At 46.7% G+C, this 26,249-nt stretch carries 23 protein-coding genes; 3 read left to right on the top strand and 20 right to left on the bottom strand.

Annotated elements, in window-relative coordinates:
• Positions 1–72 precede the first annotated feature (72 nt).
• From C0Q44_RS09845 to C0Q44_RS09795, 11 genes are all read right to left on the bottom strand, one after another.
• Positions 73–1,761: an ABC transporter substrate-binding protein gene (locus C0Q44_RS09845; RefSeq protein ID WP_105407072.1), complete on the bottom strand. Its 1,689-nt coding sequence runs from the start codon at positions 1,759–1,761 to the stop codon at positions 73–75.
• Between the two features lie 186 nt (positions 1,762–1,947).
• A complete protein-coding gene (locus C0Q44_RS09840; RefSeq protein ID WP_105407071.1) occupies positions 1,948–2,850 on the bottom strand; it encodes a carbohydrate ABC transporter permease in 903 nt (300 codons plus the stop codon).
• A 15-nt stretch (positions 2,851–2,865) separates the two neighbouring features.
• On the bottom strand, positions 2,866–3,849 hold the full coding sequence (locus tag C0Q44_RS09835) for an ABC transporter permease (RefSeq protein ID WP_105407070.1): 984 nt from the start codon (positions 3,847–3,849) through the stop codon (positions 2,866–2,868).
• A 281-nt stretch (positions 3,850–4,130) separates the two neighbouring features.
• A complete protein-coding gene (locus C0Q44_RS09830) occupies positions 4,131–7,052 on the bottom strand; it encodes a sugar-binding domain-containing protein (RefSeq protein WP_181150915.1) in 2,922 nt (973 codons plus the stop codon).
• 147 nt (positions 7,053–7,199) lie between these two features.
• Complete coding sequence (locus tag C0Q44_RS09825) at positions 7,200–8,798, bottom strand: response regulator transcription factor (protein ID WP_181150914.1); 1,599 nt, start codon at positions 8,796–8,798, stop codon at positions 7,200–7,202.
• The gene (locus tag C0Q44_RS09820; protein ID WP_105407067.1) at positions 8,791–10,581 is read right to left on the bottom strand and encodes a sensor histidine kinase; all 1,791 of its coding nucleotides are present in this window, start codon (positions 10,579–10,581) and stop codon (positions 8,791–8,793) included. Before C0Q44_RS09820 ends, C0Q44_RS09825 begins: the two co-directional genes overlap by 8 nt.
• A gap of 346 nt (positions 10,582–10,927) precedes the next feature.
• A complete protein-coding gene (locus C0Q44_RS09815) occupies positions 10,928–11,350 on the bottom strand; it encodes an OsmC family protein (RefSeq protein WP_105407066.1) in 423 nt (140 codons plus the stop codon).
• Positions 11,351–11,656: 306 nt separating this feature from the next.
• Positions 11,657–12,403: an amino acid ABC transporter ATP-binding protein gene (locus C0Q44_RS09810; RefSeq protein WP_105407065.1), complete on the bottom strand. Its 747-nt coding sequence runs from the start codon at positions 12,401–12,403 to the stop codon at positions 11,657–11,659.
• 16 nt (positions 12,404–12,419) lie between these two features.
• Positions 12,420–13,064: an amino acid ABC transporter permease gene (locus C0Q44_RS09805; protein ID WP_105407064.1), complete on the bottom strand. Its 645-nt coding sequence runs from the start codon at positions 13,062–13,064 to the stop codon at positions 12,420–12,422.
• A gap of 32 nt (positions 13,065–13,096) precedes the next feature.
• A complete protein-coding gene (locus tag C0Q44_RS09800) occupies positions 13,097–13,951 on the bottom strand; it encodes a substrate-binding periplasmic protein (protein WP_105407063.1) in 855 nt (284 codons plus the stop codon).
• Between the two features lie 161 nt (positions 13,952–14,112).
• Positions 14,113–14,745, bottom strand: a complete 633-nt coding sequence (locus C0Q44_RS09795; RefSeq protein WP_105407062.1) for a TetR/AcrR family transcriptional regulator — start codon at positions 14,743–14,745, stop codon at positions 14,113–14,115.
• Between the two features lie 214 nt (positions 14,746–14,959).
• Between C0Q44_RS09795 and C0Q44_RS09790 the strand changes: the two genes are divergently transcribed.
• Complete coding sequence (locus tag C0Q44_RS09790) at positions 14,960–15,769, top strand: undecaprenyl-diphosphate phosphatase (RefSeq protein WP_105407061.1); 810 nt, start codon at positions 14,960–14,962, stop codon at positions 15,767–15,769.
• 628 nt (positions 15,770–16,397) lie between these two features.
• Here the strand turns inward: C0Q44_RS09790 and C0Q44_RS09780 are convergent.
• The 5 genes from C0Q44_RS09780 to C0Q44_RS09765 form a co-directional block, all read right to left on the bottom strand.
• Entirely contained in the window at positions 16,398–16,724 is a 327-nt protein-coding gene (locus tag C0Q44_RS09780; RefSeq protein ID WP_105407059.1) for a thioredoxin family protein, read from the bottom strand.
• Positions 16,725–16,814: 90 nt separating this feature from the next.
• Positions 16,815–17,723 carry an aldo/keto reductase gene (locus C0Q44_RS09775; RefSeq protein WP_105407058.1) on the bottom strand — a complete coding sequence of 303 codons (909 nt, stop codon included), beginning with the start codon at positions 17,721–17,723 and terminating at the stop codon, positions 16,815–16,817.
• 218 nt (positions 17,724–17,941) lie between these two features.
• Positions 17,942–18,109, bottom strand: coding sequence for a hypothetical protein (locus C0Q44_RS30110; RefSeq protein WP_181150913.1), 168 nt, complete (start codon positions 18,107–18,109; stop codon positions 17,942–17,944).
• 153 nt (positions 18,110–18,262) lie between these two features.
• Entirely contained in the window at positions 18,263–19,006 is a 744-nt protein-coding gene (gene gpmA / locus C0Q44_RS09770; RefSeq protein ID WP_105407057.1) for a 2,3-diphosphoglycerate-dependent phosphoglycerate mutase, read from the bottom strand.
• A 127-nt stretch (positions 19,007–19,133) separates the two neighbouring features.
• On the bottom strand, positions 19,134–19,706 hold the full coding sequence (locus C0Q44_RS09765) for a DUF420 domain-containing protein (protein WP_105407056.1): 573 nt from the start codon (positions 19,704–19,706) through the stop codon (positions 19,134–19,136).
• A 378-nt stretch (positions 19,707–20,084) separates the two neighbouring features.
• Here C0Q44_RS09765 and C0Q44_RS09760 point away from each other — a divergent pair, with 378 nt between their 5' ends.
• Both C0Q44_RS09760 and C0Q44_RS09755 read left to right on the top strand, forming a co-directional pair.
• Positions 20,085–21,275, top strand: a complete 1,191-nt coding sequence (locus C0Q44_RS09760; RefSeq protein WP_105407055.1) for a cation:proton antiporter — start codon at positions 20,085–20,087, stop codon at positions 21,273–21,275.
• A 208-nt stretch (positions 21,276–21,483) separates the two neighbouring features.
• On the top strand, positions 21,484–22,137 hold the full coding sequence (locus C0Q44_RS09755) for a transcriptional regulator (RefSeq protein WP_105407668.1): 654 nt from the start codon (positions 21,484–21,486) through the stop codon (positions 22,135–22,137).
• A 426-nt stretch (positions 22,138–22,563) separates the two neighbouring features.
• On the opposite strand, the gene C0Q44_RS09750 is transcribed toward C0Q44_RS09755, so the two are convergent.
• The 4 genes from C0Q44_RS09750 to C0Q44_RS09735 are packed head-to-tail and all read right to left on the bottom strand — an operon-like array spanning position 22,564 to position 26,063.
• Positions 22,564–23,049, bottom strand: a complete 486-nt coding sequence (locus C0Q44_RS09750) for a DedA family protein (RefSeq protein WP_105407054.1) — start codon at positions 23,047–23,049, stop codon at positions 22,564–22,566.
• 13 nt (positions 23,050–23,062) lie between these two features.
• Positions 23,063–23,608, bottom strand: a complete 546-nt coding sequence (gene pssA, locus C0Q44_RS09745) for a CDP-diacylglycerol--serine O-phosphatidyltransferase (protein ID WP_105407053.1) — start codon at positions 23,606–23,608, stop codon at positions 23,063–23,065.
• Positions 23,605–25,386, bottom strand: a complete 1,782-nt coding sequence (locus tag C0Q44_RS09740; RefSeq protein ID WP_105407052.1) for a sensor histidine kinase — start codon at positions 25,384–25,386, stop codon at positions 23,605–23,607. The genes pssA and C0Q44_RS09740 overlap by 4 nt, the downstream gene beginning before the upstream one ends.
• Positions 25,383–26,063, bottom strand: a complete 681-nt coding sequence (locus C0Q44_RS09735) for a response regulator transcription factor (protein WP_105407051.1) — start codon at positions 26,061–26,063, stop codon at positions 25,383–25,385. Before C0Q44_RS09735 ends, C0Q44_RS09740 begins: the two co-directional genes overlap by 4 nt.
• Positions 26,064–26,249: the final 186 nt, after the last annotated feature.

The raw sequence follows: 26,249 nt of genomic DNA, 5'->3' as shown, positions 1-26,249 counted from the left end.
AAACGTTTTAGATAAAAAAAGAACCCAAACACTCTGGGTTCTTTCTCATTTTATAAGCCTATCGGCCAAGCTCTACTTAGCCTCTTCACCGCTCCATAATTGGACACGGTTTTGGACAAGCTCTGTGTATTGTTTTTCCATATCTTCTGCTCCGGCTTTGTTCACTTCTTCAATCATACCGTCATAGATGGCATCGAACTGTTCAGGAGTACTTAGAATAGCTTCCGGTATACGTTTCCGAATGATATCCTGTGTTTTCTTGAAGATGACATTGTAGTTAGAGTCACCTGGTGTTGGCAGATTGTATGCTGCTCCCCATGGTTTGATTGGGAAATCGTCTTCACTTGGGAACAAGTCTTTCCATGTAGTAGCACCGTACGCTTGGAGTGTTTCTTTCTCTGCATCGGAATAGGCTGCCACGATCTGTTCAGGGAAATTCGTAGTGTAATAGTTATCTGTTGAATCCTTCACACCATCTCCATAGTGCCCCGACATATTGGTGTAGAGCCCAATACCCGTCTCTTTCTGGAATACGGCTGCATTATTTGTTTTCTGGTCCTGAATGTCGGCAGGAATGACACGTTTGCCGTCCTTCACTTCGTACTGCTTGCCTTCAATTCCCCAATTCATCAGCACTTGACCTTCTTCAGAAGCCAGGTAATCGAAGAATTTAATCGTACGAACCGGATCCGGATTCGTTGTTGTAATCCCTACACCCCAACCGGACACAAAACCAGGATCTTGGAAGGAATGATCCTTGATATCCGCGGACAGGCTTACCGGGAAGTGTGAATACGTTGCTTCCGTCTTACCAGCGGATTTCAATGCATTTTCTGCATCAGAGTAACCCCAATCCTGATCAATGACACCCAGAACACGTCCACTTGCAATTTTAGATTTGTATTGGTCTGTTTTTTGGATGAAGCTGTCCTGATCTAGCAATCCAGTGTTGTACATATGGTTCAACCAGCGGAAGTACTCTTTTTCCTCTGGACGTTTGTAATGCAGACTTGCTTCATACGTCTCTGGGTCAATGTAGTATTCACCGTCATCCGGTGCTCCTGTTGCCTGGAAGGCCGGGTTCGTTACGGTAATCATGATTCTCCAGTCATCTGCGTCCAGCGTTAACGGGATCGTTGGCTGACCATCAATCGTTGGGTGTTTCTCTTTGTACGCCTTCAATACATTCTCGTAATCCTGAAGAGTACGTACTTCCGGGTATCCGAGTTCTTTCAGTACACGGTGCTGAATGCCGAATCCACCACCTGCATCAAAATACTTCTGGTCTACCGCATAATACGTTGGCAGCACATAAATAGCCTGATCTTCATTACTGTATTTCAACCGATCCATGTAATTACCATACAGCTTCTTCAGATTGGGAGCATATTGGTCGATCAGATCTGTCAGATCGAGCATTGCTCCGGCATCCACCAGTTTGCTGAGTTCTCCTTTGGGTGAGACGATATCCGGATAGTCTCCGCTCGCCGCCATTAAGGATATCTTATCTTGACCCCCACTAACGGCAAATTCACCGTTAAGTGTTATCCCTGTTTTTTCTGTAAGGACTTTACCTACTTCATCCTTCATGCCATTCCAGTTCGGACTGGGATCAACACTAAAGAAATCGAAAGTAAGTGGAGTAGTCTCTGAACTTGTATCCTTAAACGACGTATCACCGCTGTTGCCTCCACCGCAACCTGCGAGCAAAGACATCGCAAGCACTGGAGCCAGTGCAATCTTCATTTTGAACCTTGCCATAATGGTAATCCTCCCTGTTTCATATGTCTGTTTGTCCGGGACTTTTTTGTCCCTGTCTATAGCTTCATGAATACCACACCGCAGCCCTATACGGTGAAGCGCAGACCAAATGGCTGCGCTTCGGGTATCCTGATGCTTCATTTGTAGTTGTAAGGCCGCTCTATTTGGCAGCCTGTACCCAATTGTTTATCCTTTTACTGCGCCCAGTGTCATACCGCCAACAAAGTACTTTTGAAGGAATGGATATACAATGAGGATTGGAACCGTTACAACGATTGTAATCGCCATCTTGATTGATTCCGGTGAAATCTGTGTCATTTGCTGCGCCATATCATTCGCATTTCGTCCAGCCCCTGAGCCTTGCTGCGTACTTTGCAATACTTTCATCAGCTCATATTGGAGCGTGGTCAAATGTGCCTTTGAACCATTATACAGGTACGTATCGAACCACGCATTCCATTGACCTACAGCCAGGAACAATGCGATGGTAGCAAGCACTGGTTTACACAGTGGCAAGATGATTCTGTAATAGATGGTAAAGTCATTCGCTCCGTCCAGCTTCGCGGATTCCTGCAATGAGTATGGCAGGCCATCAATGAATGAACGGATGATGAACACGTTAAATGCACTGATCATGCCAGGCAATACATATACCCAGAATGTACCGATCAGGTTCAAGTCACGCATCAGAATGTACACCGGAATCAGACCACCGGAGAAATACATCGTCAGTGCAAGTGTTGTTGATACAAACTTTCTAAGTCCAAAGTCAGGTCTGCTCAGTGTAAAGGCGATCATGGAGGAGCTGATCAATCCGAGCACGGTACCTACAAGTGTACGCATAATGGAAACTTGCAAACCTTGTAACAAGCCGTCATATTGGAAAATCGTTTTGTAGTTCTGTAATGTGAATTCGCGAGGCCACAAGTAAATTCCGCCACGTACCGTATCTGTCGAGTTATTAAGTGAGATGGCTAGTACGTTAAGGAATGGATAAAGTGTTACAACCAGCACCATGGTCATCGCGAGGATGTTGAATATATCGAACAGTTTATCGCCCCGAGTAGCATTGAATGCTTTGTTCGCCATAATGTCGTCCCCTCCCTACATGATGCTTTCTTTGGTGAATTTTTTGAACAAGCCGTTCGCAGTAAACAGAAGGATGATACTGACAACGGAGTTGAATATACCTATGGCTGTACCATACGAGAATCGTCCCATATTCAAACCATAATTGAGCGCGTATAGATCAAGTACTTCCGAGTAGTCTGTGACCAGACTGTTGCCAAGCAAGAACTGCTTCTCGAAACCGATACTGATCAGATGCCCAATCGACATGATGAAAAGTACAGAAATCGTGGTCCGTATGCCAGGCAGCGTGATATGCCACATCTGTCTCCAGCGGTTGGCTCCATCTACACGGGAAGCTTCATACAGCTCATTGTCGATACCTGTAATTGCCGCCAGATAGATGATGGCATTCCAACCGGTTTCTTTCCACATATCTGAAGCGGTTACAATGTACCAGAACAGGTTCCCCTTAGCCATGAACTGGATCGGTTGATCGATAATATTCAGGCCTACCAGAAGGTCATTGATAATCCCTCCATCGGTGGAGAGCATCTTGGTAATAATCCCTGCTACAACGACCCAGGATACAAAGTGAGGCAGATAGGATACCGTTTGCACAGCACGCTTGAAGAACATGCCTTTCATTTCATTCAGGAGAATGGCGAAGAAAATCGGCACGATAAAACCGACAACTAATCCCATCAAGCTCATTGCAAGCGTATTCCGAAGTACCAGATAGAAACGATCATCACTGAACAGCTCTACAAAGTGTTTAAAACCAACCCACTGTTGATCGCCGAACGATCTGGCTGGTTTGTAGTTTTGGAAAGCCATCGTCCATCCCCATAGTGGCAGATAGTTAAATACGAAAACCCAAGCAACGAATGGCAATGACATGAGATATAGATATTTCTGCTGTTTCATTCTGTCCCAAATTCCGTTCAGCCGTTTTTGGATTGGCGGCTTGGGGTCACTGCTTCTGTTCGCGGAAGCGGATTTTTTTGTTAGCGTTTCCATCTCCGTTCCCCCTCCTCTGTTTAATAAAATAATCATACTAGATAGAGCGTTTTCAAAGTACCAGCTGGATTTTAGAGAAAATCATATAAAAATTAGATATAGACCTATATAATCAGACACTAATTAGTTAAAATCAGTGATAATTCCGACTTCAAAATGCTTTAAATGGAATATAAAGGTGCATATCATCTCGTATTGGTAAATTACGAAAACGTTTTATAGTAATCGTTTACTTCAACTAAATGGAACACTAAAAAGGACCCTTGCGGGTCCAGTAGGAATTACAATGTGAATTGAATGGTTTGCAGTTTAACAATCCCTAGCAATTGCGCAACAGAAATGGAGGTGTCCGGGCAGAAGTGATCGCCATGCAGATACGTAAGTATTTCCTGCAGTAAGTAGGCAGCTTCCGGACGCTTCATTAGGGCCAAGTCGGCGAATGGAAGTGAGGATACCAGGATTCTGCCCCTCCCTACTTTTGCCTCAAAAGCATAAGCAAGTCGTTTGGCCCGATGGAAATGGTCTATCACTTCAATCAGCGGCTCCACCCCGGACAACGTATCCAAGCATATTGCTGGTGTACCGTTGACCAGGTGATACCAATGCCAGTCGGAAGTCCCATCATGCGGGAAGGAGCCCAGCAGTGGTACTTGATCCTGCATATACATTCCCATCGTTGCACCAGGCTGTGTAGCAAACATGAGGTAATTCCAGAATACAGGTAAGTACTTCGTTTCCACTGAATCATACAATTCTTCTGCGGCTGGCTGTAGCCAAACAGTACCCCCATTGACCAAATAGTCCAGTACATTGGGTGTTAAAGACCGAACGACAACCGAGTCAATCTCCCGATTTTTTAACAAATGATATCCGTCAATGTGATCCACGCAATCATCATGTGCTTCACCCAGGAATGGCTTCAGTTCTTCCATGGTGTTCCAGATCCGATTCGAACCCGGATGGGTCTGATATAAAGGAAACGACCATCCATGCCACACATTGGTGGCGACATTCTGCGAATCGCCTGATCGCAGCTCCGCTTCAATCCGGAAAGCGGCTGCCCCTCCACGAGGAGCCATAGCAACGATGCTACCCAGTGACATGACGGAACCCCGTTGGACATCTCCAGTTCTCCATTCTCCTTCAGTAAGGATCACATCATCGCGAATGAACCTCCATTGAATGAATGCATTCTCAAGTGGTTCTTTACCATAGTGAGATATGCGTACATCCACATGCATGGGTTCTCCGGCATAGAATGTACGCTCATTACAACTTAGCAATAGAACCACATCTGCGTTGAATCGCCTGAATTCTGCAGGAGTTGTAATGCCTTTGTCCTCCCAGAATACGTCCAGGATGCCGGTCGTAGCATGGCCCTGCCCCGGAAAATCACGAATATCCAGCAGTTGCACACCCGCAGCATCCGGCGTTCGACGGATTCGCTCCATCGTTTCTTTTAAGGAACGTACCAGATGTGTACCGCTTGCCTGTTGATAATGCTCCAGATCTCCAATCATGCCTTTACGTGTCAACGATTCTTCGATCGGCTCTAGCCAGCTTGGACGCAGCACACCTGTATATTTGGCTCGCTCCTGAGGCCGCACATACATCGTATACTGTGCATGTTCATGTCCAATGACGGGACGCTCAGCCAGACGGGTGACCGTATGGTAATCGAGTGTCGTATCCGGTACAGCAGACCATGCTGACTCCAGCGGGGGGTGCCAATTCAATGACTGGATGTAATAATCCCCTTCCCGCCCCTGCACCGGCAGCTGTCCAAAACCTGTATTATCCGTATATAACCGGGTCGAGTCCATCGCCTGTGCCCTAGATACCAGTACATTAAGTTCAGGATGACCATTCGGACCAATGAGTTCATTCCCCATGGAGAACATAACGAAAGAAGGGTGTCTGTGCAGCGACTGGAGTAGCCCATCCAATTCCTGTGTCAGATAGGACAACACTTCAGGGGGCGCAGGCTGATCCGGTTTCTCAAAGAATCGAGACCAATGCGGAAGTTCGGCCTGTACCAACATCCCCTCTTCGTCCGCAGCATCCCAGAACGGCTCAGGTGCACTCCACCCATGTAGACGGACATGATTGAAGCCATATGATCTGGCGATCCGAAATTGCTGAGCATAGTACCCTTTATCCCAGACTGGATACCCTGTAAGTGGAAATATACAACAATCGACGTACCCGCGTAGATACACTGGTATCCCGTTCAGTATGAGTTGCTTGCCCTGTGCGGCAAAAGAACGTAGACCAAATGACTGCTCCAGCCGATCCAGTTCCCGTTCTCCATCATGCAGATGGAATACGGCTCTGTACTGTTCCGGGGATTCATCCGACCATCTTGCGATGCGCTTCTCTATACCGAGTTCCAACCGCCACTGATCGATTACGGTGCTGCCTTCAGCAGAATACCCTGCCCCTGTATCCAAATCCGAACCTGAATCCACACCTAGCTCCATATCACAACTCTGCCGATCGAGCCATGTTCCGTCTGGATGCTGGATATCCACATGCAGTTGCACCCATTTAGTCACTTCATTAGCGGGAGCGCTTACAGTACATTGAACCAGAATGGCGCCATTCTCAGCATCCGGTTGAATTCGTAGCGTCTGTACCCGGCATGGGGGCAATCGGTCCAGATAAGCACCACCCGTAATACCGCCCCATGCCGTAGCTGTATGTAACGAATGGATATGACTGCCCGCCAAGGGAAGTTTCATCGTATTATCCACGCAGATCTCCACACGATTCACATCTCCCTGCTTCACCCAGGAAGTAACATCCCACTTCTGTTGATTCAGCAGACTATCCTGCTGCCCAGCATACTGTCCATTGATCCAGAGATCCGTCGTCCATCTAACGCCCTCCAATCTGAACACATACTGAGAATCAGGATCATCTACTGGAACATGAACCTCCTGGGTATACCAGGCTGAGCCTTCATATTCACGGACCTTGGTCCAGGTATCGATTCTTTCGTATTCGGGCTCATCTCCATATCCTTGCTCTTCCCATGAACCGGGAATCTGGATGGTTTCCCATGATGTATGTTCACCTGGTAGAGGTAGCAACTTCTTTGGTTCAGCAGGTACACGTGTATCGGACTGCTGTCCCAAACAAAACTGCCATGTTCCATTTAAGTTCAATGTATGGCGCACTGTGCCTACATCAGATATATTCATACAGGATAGCCACTCCTTCATTGGAATTCATATAGACCCAGTTTAAGATGTGGAGCATGCCTAGACCATTGCTTATAACGGGAAGTGCATGGACAATATGATGAATATCAATCAATATTAAGGGTTGAGCTATCAAACGAAAACGTTTTATTCTTCTTCCCCATTACCCGCCGGTTCTTTGGACTGAGACAGGAATCTGGCTTGTTTGTAAGCAGAAGGTGATTCTCCTACATATTTCTTGAATTTACCGTGGAAATAGTCTACATTGGCGTAGCCCACTCTTGCGGAAACCTGATGAACCTTTAATCCTTCATCCAGCAATTCCTTGGCTTTATCCATACGCACCTTGTCCAGAAATACATTGAAATATTCTCCGGTATGATTCTTGAACAACTTGCCCAGATAACTGCTGTTATAGTTGAATACTTCAGCTAATACCTCCAGCTTGAGATTCTCACCAGGATTACGCTGAATAAATTCAATCATCTGTTTCAGCACGGTATCCTTGCTGCCCCCACCCATACGTTGAATAAGTCGATTCAAATGTTCCGCTGTCATCACTTTGAGATCAGACAACGTGAATTGATGATAGACTTCGTTAATTAGAACTGAATGTTCCTGCATAATAGATTGCGTATGTTGATTCGTTGCAACGAGCTTGTTGATGGCCAGGGAAAATACCTGTGAGAACGCCGACTTAATGGCTTGCTCTGTCCGATGATATGGAACCAGACGATCCTCCATCTCACCCAGCACCCGCATGACCGAATCACTGCTACGAATATCCAGCGCATAATACAGCTTGTCCGCAAGTTCCGCTTCATCTGGTTCAGGCGTTCCAGCCACACCTTCAACTCCTGCCTCACTAGCAACCTCGCCGGTTTCCCCTTCATTCCATAGGATGATGCGCCGCTCCGTGAACAGGAAACGCTCTCCCAACACATTATTCGCCTGTGTGTATGACTGCGCAATCTCTGCAGTGGAGTGTACGGGTTCTCCTGCAGCACCATACATATGAATATCCCATTCTCCCAGTAGTCCTTCCAGCTCATCATAGAGATTCCTCGCAGATGACTCAGATGTGGTCATCTCCTTACTTAACAGACCCAGACCGGAATGGAATGAGAATACAATACCTCGGTCTTTATGGTCAAAAGCTTCAATTAGTTTGCGTTTCATGCCACTTCCCCGCTGCAGGTCCGGCGCTGCATGTATCTCGATCAGCACAATCTGATAGTGAGGCCAGTGCAGACCAAGACTATCTTCTTCCATGCTGCCTGCGCCCTCCAGACTATCAAAGAGCAAAGCCTCGATCTGATGCTCCCTATAGGCAGTATCTTCACCCGCAAGACGAGCCAAGGTTTCCCGTTCCTGGGTAAGTACCGTAGCTAACCGCTCCAGTTCACCAATAATCTCCTCTTCATCCACGGGTTTAAGCAGATAACCATCCACACCATAGCTGATGGCTTTCTTCGCATAATCAAAATCCGCGTAACCACTCAATATCAAAAAGTGCGAACTCGGATGATTTCGACGCACTTCTTTAATGACTTCCAGCCCGGTCATCCCGGGCATACGAATATCAATAATTGTCAGGTCAGGCTCCAGCTCCTCAAAACGAGAGAGGGCTTCACGCCCACTGGCAGCTGTACCAATGACCTGGAATCCGTATTTCTCCCACTCAATAATGGTTGTTAGTCCCTCACGTATGCTCGGTTCATCATCTACCAATAATACTTTATACATGTTGGTCCCCTCCTGCTGGCAAAGTGAAAGAAACCTCTGTTCCTTCCCCATACACACTCGTGATCTGTAATCCGTATGGCTCTCCATACGTCAGTGTTAAGCGTTGATGTACATTGCGCATACCGATCCGGCTCTTCTCCTGTTCTTCCGGTCCAGAGATGAACTTCATCACTTCTGCCAATCGTTCCGCTGTTATGCCTGCACCATCGTCATTTACACGTATATGAACCCTATTTTCTACTAAACGAATGCTTATATCAACATGGACGGTCCCCTCTTTGTTCTCCAAACCATGGACAATTGCATTCTCAACCAAAGGTTGAATAATTAGAGGGGGAATGTACCTCTTCTCCACCTCGAGATCGATATGGATGTTGAACGCCAGTCGGTCGCCGTACCGAAATTTCTGGATTTCCAAATATGACCGCACCATTTCAAGTTCAGCCCGGAAGGTTGTTTTTCCACTGCCAATCTCCAGACTCTTGCGCATCAGCTTGCCCAGTAGCCTGACGATATTGGCAATCTCTGCTTCTCCCTTGATATGGGCCTTCATACGAATGGATTCCAACGCATTAAACAAGAAATGAGGATTGATCTGACTCGCCATCATTTTCAATTTAATTTCTTTCTGGGCAATTTCCAATTGATTGTTCTGTTCCGTCGCTTCGACCACCTGCGTCATAAGTTCATTGATGCTTTTCACCATGTAATTGAACTGCCGTGACAGTTGGCCAATCTCATCATTTCCGTCAATTCGCGAAGTCACGTTCAAGTCTCCCAAGGCAAGCTTGTTGAGGTGTTTGCTCAATCGAAGCAACCGGTTCGACGTGAGGAACGAGATGATATATACGAATAATAGCGCGATAACCAGCACAAGTATAATAAAAATCATACCGATCAGACTGACCCTGTTGGCATCTTTGACTATATTTTTGGTGGCAAAAACCGAAATGACCTTCAAGCTGTTCATGCTTGATCCAGGACCCAACTCATCAATAACAATGTTGGAGGGTTCACCCTGAAAATCAGCTTCTATTGTGCCTTTGGCCTGATTCTGAAGATCGACGCCAAAATCAAGTTCGTTCAGCGTTTTACCTACCAGCTCGGTGTTTTTGGCAGCCACCACATAGCCCTGCTCATCTGTAATCAACGTCTCAAACTGCTCTTGACGCAACAATCCATTCAACTCATCTTGATTGATTACAATCATCAGCACGCCCTCGGTCCGATATTCAGCAAAAGGTACTTTACGCACCAAGCTGAGCTTGTGTACAGGATTATCCTGCTTGTCCGGAATGTAAAACCACCCGATGCTGGTCGTTTCCAGTGCCTGCTTGTACCAATAGCTGTCTTCGGTCTGCTTGTCTACCGGAATGAATTCGAGGTTATTGATCAGTGTTGGATTGGTCGAGTAAAATCGAATGCCGGCAATCTCACGGTACAGACGTCTGTATTCCTGAAAATCTTTGTACGCGAGATAAGCCGAGGTTAGCTCCACGACGCTCTTATAACGCTTGTTCACGATCTCCTTGAGATCCGTGTTAAACATCAGAATATTGGATATATCGGTCGGCACACGCAGCATGGTCGCGGTCTGACTTTTGATTTTGTCCACATTGATGATCGTCTGCCCAATCGCATTGTTCAGGGCCTGCTGACGGAAATAACTGGTCACGGCAAGACCGATAATCAAGATCGGAATCATGACGACCAGTACATAGGAAATGAGCAATTTATGCTTTAATTTGAGATTGTTGGTGGTTCGTATTAACTTTTTGAACATGTCTGCACCTTCCGTCATCTGTATAAGCGCTTACATATAAAGAGCAGGACCAAGACGTCCCGTCCTTGCATTTCATCATACCACATAACCGCCAAGCCCTCGCATGAGGGTTTTGAAAATGGTACTACGAGGTACGAGTGAACTGTTCACATACTTGCTAAGTTAGCTCAGGTCAGCATCCCATTGCAGCAGAGAGGATGTACAGATATCAGATTAATCAAAAACTCAAATAAGCCGCCATGGCATGGCGACCCATTAACAGAGATATAGATATAGATGCAGAAGTCCGCATTTAAACAGCATCGTTATCCGGCTTGAGCCAGATAACGATGCTCCATGAGTTCCTTTAAGGACGCGGTGTGTGCACGCCATTCAGGATCAGCTTGGGATGAATATCGGCGCTCAGCGAAGCGGAGACCGCACAATATTTCTCTTCCGCCATCTGGATGGCTTTCCAGATGCGGTAATCCGGGATGTCACCGTCTACTTTGAAGATCAGGTCAATCGAGGTGAAGCCTTTCGGCATATCTTCGCTACGTGTACCTTGCGCTTCAATCTCAATGCCTGTAATTTTGTCCAGGAAAGCGTCCAGAATCATCGTGATATCGATCCCCATACAACCTCCAAGGCCCGCAAGTAACAACTCCATCGGGGTAGCCCCCTTGCTGTCACCACCATAAGCAGCAGTCGCATCCATGCCTACCTCATAGCCAGAGGGTCCTTCGGAAGTAAACGCACGTTTTCCTTTCCATACGGTTGTTACATTCATGATGTTATCCTTCTTTCTTAGAATAGGTTAAGTTCAAGCGAAAAAGGTTTGCACTTGCCACTCCAACCTTCCGATCGCTGTTATCCCCAGATTTTTTTGATTCCCTTTTTCAAGGGGAAAATCAGGGGATAAAGGCGAGGTGTATGCTTCCGAAGTAGCTTTTTTTCAGAAAGCTTTTAGCTTCGCTTCTTCAGGTTTCTTCTGTCCTCTCCGTTCTTGTGCAAAAAGTTTAGTTGAACTGATATCGTTCACGACCTTAAATACCCGCTCCGGGTACGTTCGTTCTTATGATCGCTGTTGTCTTCATCAAAATTCGGTAATCTGCTGCAAGAAACGACGGGTGCGTTCTTGCGTCGGATGTTCAAAAAAGGCCTGTGGACTTGCCTCTTCCACAATCGATCCGTCCGCCATAAAAACGATTTTGTTCGCCACATTGCGGGCAAACTTCAATTCATGTGTCACGACCAGCATGGTCATGCCTTCCTCGGCGAGTTCCTTCATGACGGACAATACCTCTCCGACAAGTTCAGGGTCTAAGGCTGAAGTGGGCTCATCAAACAGCATCACTTCCGGCTCCATCGCGAGGGCACGTGCAATGGCAACACGCTGCTGTTGTCCACCGGATAATCGGGATGGATACTGATCTTGCTTGTCCGACAGGCCGACCCGGTCCAGAAGAATACGGCCACGTTCGGCTGCTTCATCACGTTTCATTTTTTTCACCGTCACGAGACCTTCCATTACATTGCCTAGCACCGTCTTGTGCGGATACAGATTGAACTGCTGGAAGACCATACCGGTCTGACGACGAATCTCCAATACACGGGCACGCTGAACGCGCAGCGAGTCAGCACTGTTCACCACAATGCCATTCACTTCGATCTGTCCCCCGGACAGTTCTTCCAGTCCATTCAGGCAGCGCAGCAACGTACTTTTGCCTGAACCACTGGGTCCGAGCAATACAACAATATCTTTGGCTTCGACATGCATATCTATATTTGTAAGAACCTCATTTGGCCCAAAACGTTTCGTAAGTCCAGTTGTTGTAATCATCGCTTCTCTCCTCCCATCAGTAAGCCCGGGCCAGCCGGCGCTCCACTTGTTCCAGAATGGCTGAGAAGCCGATACTCATAATCCAGTAGATCACACCGATGGCCAGATAAAACGGCATGTTCAATGCATATTGTGATACCAACAGTTGTGCTGAACGTAACAACTCGGTAACACCAATCGCCGCCACAAGGGATGTTTCCTTCAACATGCCAATAAACGTATTACCCATCGGCGGGATGGCAATGCGCACAGCCTGCGGGAAGATAATCCGTCTCATCGCTTGAGCCGGGGTCATTCCCGTTGCGTATGCAGCTTCCGTCTGCCCTTTCGGTACAGCCTGAATGGCTCCACGGAACGTCTCCGACAGAAACGCACCTGCATTCAGACTCAGTCCCAGACATGCTGCGGTGAGCGATCCCAAGGTCACTCCATAATCGACCAATCCGTAATAAATAACGAATAATTGCACCAGCAGCGGGGTTCCCCGCATGATGGATACATAGAATCTTGCGATCAACCTGAGCCACATCGGTCCCTTCAGACGAGAAATGGCAACGAGCACCCCGATGATGAACGCAAAAAACATGGAGATCACAGTTACATACAACGTATAGTAAGCCCCCTTCAGAAAGAAGGGGATATTCTCAAATACCAGTTCCATGGGTCAAATCTTCCCTTCGCCTTGCAGGTTCATTATTGCGCAGGCTCTTCACCAAACCATTTTTTGAAAATGGTATTGTACGTGCCATCTTCTTTCATGCCTTTGAGAGCATCATTCAGTGCTGCTACAAGTTCCGGATTGTCTTTGCGTACAGCAATTCCTGCCTGGTCACTCTTGATTGCTTCACCTACAGCTTTGATATTCAATCCGTTGGCATCCACAATCGGTTTCAGAGCGTACATGTTGTTGATTGTTGCGTCAATACGTCCAGCATTCAGGTCTTTAAGTGAAGAGATCACATCGTCATAGGTTTTAATCGTGAAGTCTCCCACTTTAGGCAAGACTTCATTACGCAGGTATGATTCATCATTCGTACCCAGACCTACGCCAATCGTTTTCCCTTTGAAATCCTCCAGCTTGGTAATATCGTTATTGTCTTCTTTTACAATAATTTTAACTTGGTTCGTAATATACGGATCACTGAAATCCAGCACTTTCTTCCGATCATCGGTAATCGTCATCTGGCTGATAATGGCATCCAGCTTTTTGGCTTGCAGACTAGGTGTCAGACCGGAGAACTCCTGGGATACAAATTCAACCTTTACTCCAAGACGCTTCGCAACCTCACGTGCGATATCAGCATCATAACCGTCCATTTCTTTCTTATCGTTCAGGAAGTTGTATGGTGCGTAAGTTCCCATCATACCCACTTTAATAACGCCAGCAGACTTGATCTGCTCCAGTTCATTGCTTGCCTGTGCACCGTTCGTGCCTCCATTGTCTGTTGCCGCCTTACTTCCACAAGCGCTAAGTACCAGCACGGTCATCAGCAGAATAGCTGTCAACGACCAGCCTTTACGGGTTTTCGATCCATATGTTTTGTTCATTACGTTAACTTCCTCTCATTCGTGTATTCATCTCATGGTGTACATTTGGTTACTTCATGGTGATCAAACCGCAGTTGTACCCATTATTCCCTGCGACTAGGTTAAACATGTGAATCTCTGGTCTATCGGTTGAAAATAAAACGTTGGCCCCTGCACATGCTTCATGTGCCCAACAGCCCGTAAAACTCAAAACTTGCTGCCTCCGCTGCCAGCGACGAAGCTGTCATGGCTGAGAACTTGCTATGCAATTCATCGGAGCCGAATAACCAGCGCGATATCATGCCTTCAATCATGCCCACCAACAGTGCTGCCCTAAGTGGCACATCCATGCCTTGAGGCAACATGCCGAGTTCGATGGCACGTTCCATATTGTGACGGAACGCCGTCTCCACAGCATTGCGTGTCTCCTCGACCAGACGTTGTACAGATTCTTCCGTTACGATGCCTTTGAGCAACAGTTCCATAAAATAACGATTCTGCGCAGCAAATGAGAACAAGTCGGTGAACAGCCTTTCCGATGCTTTCACCATATCCTCTACCGATCCGGCATCCTTGCGGTACCCTTGCCCAATCGCTTCTAGCAATTTTTCCTTGCCCGTTAACAAGATCTCGGAAGCGATCGCTTCTTTACTCTTGAAGTGCCAGTAGAACGTCCCTTGTGCAACCCCAGCTTCACGGACGATATCGGAAATTTTCGTCTGATGGTAGCCCTGGGTTGCAAACCGCTCCATCGCTATGCGAATGATTTGGTCCCGGCGTTCTTCACCAGGTTCCAAACCGTTAGTTTTGGTCATACATGTAACCCTCCCGATTGATCAGTCAGTCAGTTAAGTTATATCCTATGGGATAACTAGGTTTTTGTCAATATAGTTTTAAACAAATGATTACAAGCATAAGTTGAAGTTGAGCGCATTTGTGATCATAATAGATGATAGTCTTGTTCAGATGAACGGACATGGTCGAGCAGGACAGCCTATGCTGTCATCTGCATTTCAAGGAGGAAGAGAATTGGACATTATATCATCCATTATTATGGGCATCATCGAAGGTTTGACTGAGTTTTTGCCCGTGTCCTCTACTGGACACATGATTCTGACTGCCCACTTGCTGGGTTTATCGGAGGACAACGAGTCAGTCAAAACGTTTGAGGTGGTTGTTCAACTCGGAGCTGTACTTGCTGTTGTTGTACTGTACTGGAACAAATTCATTGATATGTTCCGCTTCACCGGAGGGACAAGATCGTATTCACGCCGTCTCAATCTGGGACATATCTTCCTGGCGATGGTTCCTGCCGTAGTCATCGGACTTGTATTCCGTGACTGGATCAAAGCACATTTATTTGGTCCCGAGACAGTGCTGTACAGCCTCGTTATTGGGGGTATATTGATGATCGTGGCCGAACGTTGGAGCCATAAAAGTGGACGGATTACGACCCATGATGTCGACGACATTTCCTACAAACAGGCTTTGGTTGTGGGTCTGTTCCAGATCTTCGCGTTGTGGCCAGGCTTCTCCCGTTCCGGGTCAACGATCTCAGGCGGTCTCTTTGCAGGAGTAAGCCGTGTAGCCGCTGCCGAGTTCACATTCCTCGTATCCGTGCCCATTATGATTGGTGCTACGGGATATGACCTGTACAAAAGTATCGATCACCTGAACAGCAGTGATTTCCCCATCTTCGCGATTGGATTCATTGCTGCCTTCATTGTAGCCATGCTTGCGATCAAGACGTTCTTGTCCATTTTGAAAAAATTGAGCCTGACCGTCTTTGCTGTGTATCGATTCGTCTTGGCAGCCGTGTTCTTTATTATTCTGATGTAACCTCACAGCAAGCGAACTGCACCGTATCATAAATATGGCGGCCCCACCTTCCTCAGGGAAGCAGGGTCGCCATATTTATATTCTGTGCTCTGCTTATGTTGAATCATGGTTCTTTTGTTGCATCAGAGACATGAATATACGTAATTAGAAGAAGTGTTCCTCTTCATATCTCCCTTCACTACTCGGTTGAATCATTGGTGAAACGGACTAGGTGTACTATGTAAATGGACATCCTGATCTGATTACTGATTACTGAGTACTGTTCACTTCTCGTACCAATCTAACTTAGGACCACTCTTTCGCTTGTATGTTCCGCTGTTTCTTTCGAGACTTTAATTTTTCAAGCAAATTATATCTATTCTGTTTTTTCTCCTGTAGCAGTTGTTTCACCCCAATCATCAACAAAATGTATCTTCGGTCATTATTGTGGCTTAATTGGTGCATTTCTTCAAAAATTTCTTTGCTCATACAGATCCTTTCACTCCAATATTCAGTTTATTCTAATAGTATACGGTGCTACACTGAACAAATTCTAAACAAAATAGCAAAGACCCCTTCCTAAATCATGTGAAAGGAAGGGGTTCATTTATATATTGCTATTGCTTCTGCCTAAAAAACACGAAACGAATTAAACTTTGGATTCAAGCGTCTCCAGATACTCGGAGATTTGGGAAGGTGTTTTGGCCCATTTGCTATGCAGATGTGCGATCTTCTTGCCGTTCTGGAAGACGAGCAGGCTTGGAATGCCGCGTACACCGTTCTCTTCCGCAAACGGCTGGAACTTTTCTGCATCCAGGGCATAGAAGGTTTTATCTTTATGCTGATCAATGACGTCCCCGATAAAGCGATCCAGATTCTTGCAATCTGGACACCAGGTTGTATCAAATTTAATGACGGTAAAACCATCAGAGTTAATCGTATCCAAATATTGCTGTTCACTTTGAATTCTTTCCATGAGGTCTTCTCTCCTTTGTATGGTTCTTCATTATCATGCTTACCTCTATTGTACCTTGAATGGTTACATTTGAAAATAGGCCCTCTGTTATTACCGATGCTGCGTATACAGATTAGTGGGGCTATGCTCGCGTATGCTCTGGATTTCGGCAACTGTAAGCGGTGTTGCATCCGCAGCTGCAATGTTGTGCAACAATTGATTTCTGGAGCTGGCTCCAGGGACGACAGCTGCAACGGCTGGATGTGCCAATGCGTAGCGAATAGCTGTCTGAGCCATGCTTCGATCGTCTGTGACCAGTCGACTGAGCCCTTGGCGAATGGTATGCAGTTGCTCTGGCGTATAATCCAGATAACCTTTATCCGCCTTGGCAGCTCCTGAATCCGCGAGCACACCGCTGGCTACAGGTCCACGGGCGATTACACTGATCCCTTTTTGCTCCAAAAAAGGCAACACTTCCTCTTCGGCTCGGCGGTCAGCTACACTGTACTGGTTCATCACACTGACAATAGAAGCCCTCTCCACATATTCCCGGATCACATTGGGGCGAATGGAAGAGATGCCGTAGTAGCGAATGAGTCCTTCCTTCTTCAATTCCTCAAATGCCTCAATCGTCTCTTCCATGGGGTCATCCAGTGTTCCACCATGCAGTTGGTACAGATCGATATAGTCGATCTGCAATCGTTTCAGACTCGCATGTACAGCCTGCTTGATATACGCCTTGGAGGGGTCCCACGACAACCCATCTTTGCCAGGAATACGACGGTTACCTACTTTGGTTGCCACAATGACTTGATCCCGACGTCCTTGAATAGCTTGTCCTACTATTTCTTCATTACGCCCTGCGTCATACAGATCGGCTGTGTCCAGCAGATTGACGCCGTAATCCAGCGCTTCATGAATCAGACCTACAGCAGGCTCGATATCCGTTCCGAGTGACATACAGCCCAGTCCAATCTCAGACACCATCAATTCGGATGTGCCCAGACGGTTCTTTTTCATATGTGCATCTCCTTCCCATACGTTCTGCAAGTATTCATTGTATCATTCTTGCTGGCAAAAATCGCATGTGCGATTCATGCGCGATCAAAGTAAAGCTATGCTGTAGATACCGATCCCTCAAGAAGCTTATCGAGAAAGATTAACGGCAAAAAAAACCTGGAATACCGAAACTCCAGGTTTCTCATGATTATCAAGTTAGTTGCACGGGTATGCAAAATCTATTTCACTTCGATGCGTGGTCTTGTTTTACTTTCCGTAGATGAATTGGACTTTTTCACCATACCCGAGACGGTGCTAAATAACTTATCTCTTGCTTGCTTGTTCCTCATCAGATAGGTAACGCCTGCGCCGAGGGCCGTCATCATAATTCCTCTTCTTTTCGACATGTGCTTCTCCTCCTTCAGGATCAATGTACATCGTGTCTTGCTTGAGAATTACCCTGTGGGAGCAAAACGAAACGAAAGATCAGCTTCTTCACGCAAAAAAAGATGACCCCCGAATTAAATTCAGCGGTCATCTTCCACACGCGTCCATTCCGATTAATCGGATGGAGTGGCAACATGGGTCATTTCTTCATGTTTGAACGTTGAGCCATCCGCGGTCAGATAAAAGTGTCCGATGGGATGCAGGTCTTCGTCCAATTCATAGACAAGCGGAATGCCTGTCGGGATATTGAGCGCCATTACGTCTGCTTCGGACAACTGGTCCAGATGCATGACGAGTGAACGGAGCGTGTTGCCATGCGCAGAGATTAGCACTCTTTTGCCAGCAGACACCATCGGTTTAATCTCAGCATTCCAATATTCCAGCACCCGCTTCGATGTATCCATCAGATTCTCGGTGAACGGAATGGTGCAATCCAGCCGCTTGTACTTGTCCAAATCCTGCACATAACGCTCATCGGTTTCGTCCAATGCCGGGGGAGATACGCTAACGGAGCGTCTCCACTCCTTCACTTGGTCTTCCCCATACTTAACAGCAGTCTGCTGTTTGTTCAGTCCCTGGAGTGCACCATAATGGCGTTCATTCAGCTTCCAGGTCTTCGTAATGGGAATCCACATCAGGTCCATCTCATCCAGCGCAATATCGAGTGTTCGAATCGAACGCTTCAATACCGAAGCATAGGCATAGTCAAAATCAAACCCCTGCTCCTTCAGGATTTCCCCTGCTTTCCGAGCTTCAGCGTAACCATCGGTCGTCAGATCCACATCCGTCCAACCGGTAAAACGGTTCTCCACATTCCACATGCTCTGTCCATGACGTATCAAAACCACTCTATACATAACCGTGAACCTCCCTCCATGGAAACATGACCCACATGTCGTACATGATATAACTCAGTAAAATTCATGAACCTACTTCGGCTTATCATCATTTCAGACTAATTAGCACCATGAAACGTTCATGACATTAATAATACGGTGCCATCATCAGGTATACCACGACACCTGTAGAACTGACATACAACCAGATCGGCATGGTCCAGCGTGCAATTTTGCGGTGTTTCTTCAATTGATTCGTCCAACCCCAGACCAGCGTAAATAACGCCAATGGCACAATCAGGGCTGCCAAAATACTGTGCGTGATCAGAATGAAGAAATAGATCGAACGAATGATGCCCTCGCCGCCGTACTTGGACGTTTCTGGTGAGAGATAGTGGAATGACAGATACGTCACCAGGAATAGCAGCGTTGTTGAGAATGCAGCAAGAATAAAACGTTTGTGCAACTTCACATTCCGCTTGATAATAGCAATGAGCGCTGCAAGCAGGAAGATGAAGGTGAAGCTGTTGAACACGGCATTAAACCGCGGCAACACCGTAATATCAAAAGCGACATCGCCTTTGTACCCGATGGATGGTGCGAAAAACAATAATAAAATAATGACATTAGCGAGAATGGAAATCGTGATAATGATACCTGCGAAATTTTTATTGCTGCTCGGGGATTGAATGTTCGATTCCCCTTTGTCCTTTTTGCCCAATGCCAAATCCTCCTCATATCCTAACTTCTATGTTCTATATCATTATATATCGCCATTTCCGGGCTGTTAAGTGACAACACTCTGAACAAAACCGCTTCCCTCCCCTATAAAATGTCCCTTTACGGCTATTTTCAATCAAATTCAATCCGGCTTCCATTTACCGAATCCTTCATATGTGGTATAATTAACGCAATTAATCACATACGCGTTGAACATGGAGGAGCCTGTCACCAAGGGTCCTCTTTGTTCTTTTTCAGGCATGGAACGGCACTTTATCAAAGTCGTTGCATGCCTTTTGGTATGCTCAGACTTGGAGCGGGATGTTTCACCCTTGGACAGGTTAACCTATTGACGCGACTGACGGAGAGGAGTACACCTATGGAATTTGTGTTGGTACTTGCCCTTATTCTGATCTTTACGAAACTTGCTGGTGATCTGTCTGTCCGACTGGGTCAACCTTCGGTATTGGGGAAACTGATTGTCGGTGTCATCCTTGGACCTGCACTGCTAGGTTGGGTGGAGAAGACGGATTTCGTTCATGATATGGCCGAGATTGGGGTCTTGTTGTTGATGTTCATCGCGGGACTTGAAACCGATCTGGAGCAATTGAAGAAAAACTGGAAGGCTGCCTTTGCAGTAGCCGTCGGCGGCGTTATTTTACCCTTCGTGGGAGGATACGGTTCGGCTATAGCCTTCGGTATGTCACAGGCACACGCGCTCTTCTTCGGACTGTTGTTCTGTGCAACTTCAGTCAGCATCTCTGTGCAAACGTTGAAGGATATGAATCAGTTGGGTTCACGCGAGGGGACTACGATTCTGGGTGCAGCCGTTGTAGATGATGTGCTCGTCGTCGTTCTGCTTGCAGTCATGATGAGCCTGCTTGGAACTGGTGGAGGAGATGTCTCTATTGCATGGTTGATTGGCAAGAAACTTTTGTTCTTTGTCATTATCTTCGCAGCAGGCTGGTGGCTTGTTCCACGGATTATGAAATGGATGGCCCCTCTACGGGTCACTGAGACGGTGATAACGGCAGGACTCATTATCTGTTTTGTCTTTTCGTACTTTGCCGAGTGGATGGGTGTTGCAGGTATTATTGGTGCTTTTGCAGCAGGGATTGCGATATCACAGACGAACTTCAAACATGAGGTAGAAACCAAAATTGAGCCGATTGCCTACGGGATTTTTGTGCCGGTATTCTTTGTCAGTATCGGCTTAAATGTCACCTTTGATGGAGTTGGCTCACAGATCTGGCTCATCGTTGTGATCAGTCTCATCGCCATTGTGACCAAACTTATTGGTGGAGGGATTGGTGCGCGGTTAACCGGGTTCGACCGTTCATCATCCATTGCAATTGGCGCGGGTATGATCTCCAGAGGTGAAGTTGCCCTGATTATCGCTTCCACCGGACTTGCCTCCGGCTTGCTCGATCCAGAGTACTTTACCAGCGTCGTCATCATGGTCATCATCACCACATTGGTTACGCCACCTCTGCTCAAGATCACCTTTGCACGTAAGAAGGGTGAGCAACGGGTTGAACAAAGTATTGAGGAATCACATCTTGGTGGGTAACTAATACAGGGTACTCACCTTTTGCAAGTATGCCGCTTTAAAGGTATTGAAATGATCCAGCTCTTGGAGCTATACTTGATTAAAGCAACAATCATCGGTCGTGAAGCACACGCCGCTTTGATTAATTCCTACCTTCAAACCAGAAGGCTTGGGGATGATCGAAGCGGCTTTTTGTATTTTATACGAGTATGAGGAGGAAATGAAAGCGATGAGCAGTGATTTTGAAGTGGCCTATGAAGAATGGTTGTACTCCCTTATGACGAAGGAAACGAACCCGCGAGTACGTGCCAGAATAGAGCATGGACTTGAACATGGCACGTTGGAGTTTTTGCGTTCCGTATGGTTCCCGGTGATGAAAAACTTCAACCATCTACAGCCCGAATGGGAAGTTCGCGACTTTCACAATGGCTATCGGTATCTGGATCTGGCTTATATGCCGGGTAACGGCGTTAAGGGTGGCATTGAGATTCAAGGATACGGACCACATGCCCGTGATCTGGATGTTCGGCGTTTCAAAGATTTATGCTGGCGGCATTGTCTGCTTACGCTGGATGATTGGATTTTTTTACCGATCGCTTATCTCTCCATTAAGGACGAACCTAAACGGTGCCAGCAGCTAGTGCTTTCTTTTATGGGGAAATTCATGGCCACTGATGTACCGCCATCCCTCAATTGGCTTGAAGCCGAGACCGTTCGTTATGCCAGACACATCATTCGTCCTTTCGCTCCTTCTGAGCTGGCGGCACACTTGCGAATTACCGACCATCACGCTCGAAGGATTCTACACAGCCTGATGAATCAACAAGTCGTATATGTGGCTAGTGGCACTCAACGTTACCGAACTTATTCCTTGCGAACCTGAAAGAGACGACTGGGAGTAGAACACATTTCTTTTCTAACGAACATCAGAGAAGCTATTTGAAGGATATCACACCTTCTCACTTTCTAACGAACTCAGGAAACCTTATTTTGATCAAAAAGAGTAATTCATGACTCTTTATCAGGTTTTTTCGTACAATAAGGTTGCTGAGATTCGTTAGAATTTCAACTTAGCTCATATCGCCGATAATAAGACTACCTGAGTTCGTTAGAAAAATGCGAAGTTACTTGGAGTTACTTGGAGTTACTTGGAGTCACTTGGAGTCACTTATAACGCTTAGATCACCAGAGCCACTTTAGCACACAAGGCACAAGCTGATCCGTTACTTCTACAACAAAAAAAGACCACCTTATATTTAAGAGGTCTTCGATCCTGGTCCGTTGCTTTTGCAACACAGGCTGTCCCATATCAAGTTAACACACCGACATAGAATCCAATAGATATAAAGACAACACACCACACAAATGCACCAATGCTGGATACTACAATGTATCTACCGATCGCCATACGGCTCATCCCGGAGAAACAGCACATCAGATGACGAATGCCTGGAATGAAGTAACCGAGGATAATGGACCAATATCCATATTTCAGGAACCACGACTCCACCCTGCTGAAGCGCTTGGCATTGACGCCGATCCACTTGCCATACTTGTCAAACAGTGGCCTGCCCGCCTTCTTACCAATCATGTAGCTGAGCAGCCCACCGGTAAATGCGCCACCGAAGCTTACAGCGATGGATACGGAGTAATTCAATACCGAAATGGAAGCAAGATAGCCGACAAACGTCATCATCACCTCATCCGGAATGGGCATGCCAATGACACCCAGAGCCAGTAGGCCGTAAATTGCGAAATATCCATATTGACCAATAAATTCTTTAGCAAATTCCATACTGACTCGCTCCTTATTTCGGTTCCACTATATCCTTCTCATGAGAGGCTAGCACTTGTTTTAGTGATGGGAATCGGATTTGGCTCACCATGAGACCAGATAGTGCAATAATGACGAGATAGGCTACACCATTCGTGAAATAAGGACTCCAGAGTGCAAAGAAGGACATGAGACCACCTGCAAATGTAATCGGCATGCCGACAAAACCACTGCTAGGTGTCTTCTGACAATTGTAACGAGCGAGTCGTAATGCACCACACACCGGGAACAATGCTGTCAGCGCCATACCCAGCATATTTACTTCGGTCATTGAATTCAGATACAGGATCAGCACAGGTGCTGTTCCGAATGAAACTACATCTGCAAGCGAATCCAGCGCTTTACCGAATTCACCCTCACAATGCAATTTGCGGGCTGCATACCCGTCAAACAGATCAAAGAACATCGCTACCCATATCATCATCACCGCCAAGGCGAACTCACCGTGAATAGCCATAATGATCGCCAGCATACCTGAACTCAGATTCCCCAAGGTTAAAATGGATGGTAAAGATTTCATAAGAATTGACTCCCTTTCGTACTAGGCATTAGGAAAAATAATATAAAAACGCACTCCGTCCGGCGTGTTCTCCACTCCATAACTGCACCCATGCAGATCGAGAATCTGCTTCGCAATGGCCAGGCCGAGCCCGGTCCCCCCATTTTGCGATTACGTGAGCGCTCTACGCGATAGAATCGCTCCCATATAAATTGGCGTTCGGCTTCAGCGATCTGCTCGCCTTTGTTCTCAATGGAGATGCGAACACAGCCTTCCTGCCTGTTAATCTCAATCATTATATCGGTATGGGGTACCGAATGACGTATAGCATTCATCATGATGTTGAAAATAACTTGTTCCAACTTACTCCGGTCACCCTCAACCGTCTGTTCCGTTGTGGATACCAGCACGACATCCAACCCTTTATCCTTCAGTTGCGGGCCCAGACGACCGGCGATATCTTCAATCATGTCTGCCAGAGCAACGGCACCCGTGTTCAACTTGACTGCTGAGGATTCCAACCGTACCAGATCCAGCATCTCTTCAACCATCATTTCCATTTTGACTGCTTCATCGGCAATAATCTCGATGTAACGCTCCCGTTTACTTTCACTCACGCCATCCTTCAGTCCTTCGGAGTACCCCTTGATAATACTAATTGGTGTCTTGAGTTCATGGGATGCATCTGCGAAAAACTTGCGCTGGCGCTGTTCAATCTGCTGCTTCATCTCCATATCTGTTCGCATCTGGGTATTGGCTTGCCGCAACTCTTCCAACGTCTGACCCAATGTTCCTGATAATGCATTCAGACTATTAGACAGACTGCCGATTTCGTCATTACGCCGGATGGGTGACTTCACGGTGAAATCTAGGGTCGACATCTTCTTCGCGACATGATTCAAGGCCAAGAGCGGCTTCGTTACAATTCGCGACAGGAGTAACGCCAGCAACAGAATCAATACAAATGCGCCAATACCGAAGTACCCATAGAACAACCGTGTGGCCTCACTCGCTTCTCTCATCTCCTGTAGAGATGTCAGCGTGAAGATCAGTTGCTGCCCGGAACCGAAGTTGTGCACCGGAGCAATGGTGATGACATTGCGAACACCGCTCCAGCTATCTGTCCATTCTTCATTGAGCATCTTGCCATTCGCCAAGGAACGCTGGTCTTCCGTAGACAACGGAAAGCGACTGTCCAGTGCCTGCACCAGCAAGCCTTGTCTCTGGCTCCACGTTGCCAGATTGGGAAGAACCACCTCGGTAAGTACGCCAGACCATTCCTGCACCGGTTCAATTGATTCTTGAAGACTCTCTGTTCCCCATGCGGTAGAATTCACGTCCTGAATTTGGAATGGATAGACCATCGGTTCTTTCAGACCGCTTGCCGGACCCCTCACCGTCAATTCCTGTCCATATTTCAGATGGGATGTAATCCAACTCGCATTCTCACTATTAATAAACAGGGACAGGGAAACCTTCACCCGGGTTCCGTCTTCCTGAAGCAGTGTAATGTGGAACGGGTCATTCACCAGCTTCCCGGTATTGGTGAGAATGACCAGATGTGACTGATTCTGGCGCATGAATTTCCCGGTTTCCTTGGCAAGTTGTATATCCCTCCAATGTCCGTTGGAATACGCCTGCTCGAATTTGGACAGTTTTTTCTTTATACTGCTGATTTTCTGATGTTGATAGAAGTCGGGGAACCAGAACAGCTGGGCAAAAACGGTCGTCCCATATAGTAGAACCAGGCATCCTGCCATGACCAGGAACAGCTTCATCGTTACGCCATTTCTTCTCATGCTTCTGCCTCAAAACGGTATCCTGTACCAATGACGGTCCGGATACACGTCGCATCCTCGCCCAATTTACTGCGCAGCTTTTTGATGTGAGTATCCACTACACGTGAGTCACCATCAAAATCAAATCCCCATACCCGATTCAAAATGGCTTCACGGGACAATACAATGCCTGCATTACGTACCAAATACAGCAACAGATCGTACTCTTTGGGGGCGAGTTCCACTTCAATTGCATCCTTCTCCAGCCGGCGTGCCCACGGATCAAGGGTTACCTGACCAAAGCGGATCACACCCTGCTCCCGTCCAATCGCACCTTGAACGCGTTTCATTAATGTCTCTGCTCGTGCAACCAGCACCCGTGGACTGAACGGCTTGGTCACGTAATCGTCTACGCCCAGCTGGAATCCATGAATCTTGTCATCATCCTCGGATCGTGCAGTCAGCATGATAATAGGTACGGTGGATTGGGACCGAATATGACCGCATAATGTCCATCCATCCATTTCAGGCATCAAAACATCGAGAATGACCAGGTCAACCTCATGCAGAGCCAACAGCTCCAATGCCTGGACTCCATGTTCCGCTTCAATGACGTTCCATTGTTCTTTTATGAAATAATCGGCCACAATCTCACGAATGCGGCTTTCATCTTCCACCAGAAGCACTGTTCTGATCATGGCCGACTCTCCTTTTTCAATTTCTGATGTTAACATACCTATTCCATGTGTCGTTCATGTGTCCAGACGTGATCTGAAATGAACTCCATGTTATATACGACTAATATATACCAAAAGTTACTATTTTTTAACGAAAATCGCAAAAAAAAAGAAGCTGCCACTGAGCAATCTTATGCTCATTGACAG

Source organism: Paenibacillus sp. PCH8 (genome assembly GCF_002968835.1).
Taxonomy (GTDB): Bacteria; Bacillota; Bacilli; order Paenibacillales; family Paenibacillaceae; genus Paenibacillus.
This window is presented reverse-complemented; position numbering and strand designations above follow the sequence as displayed.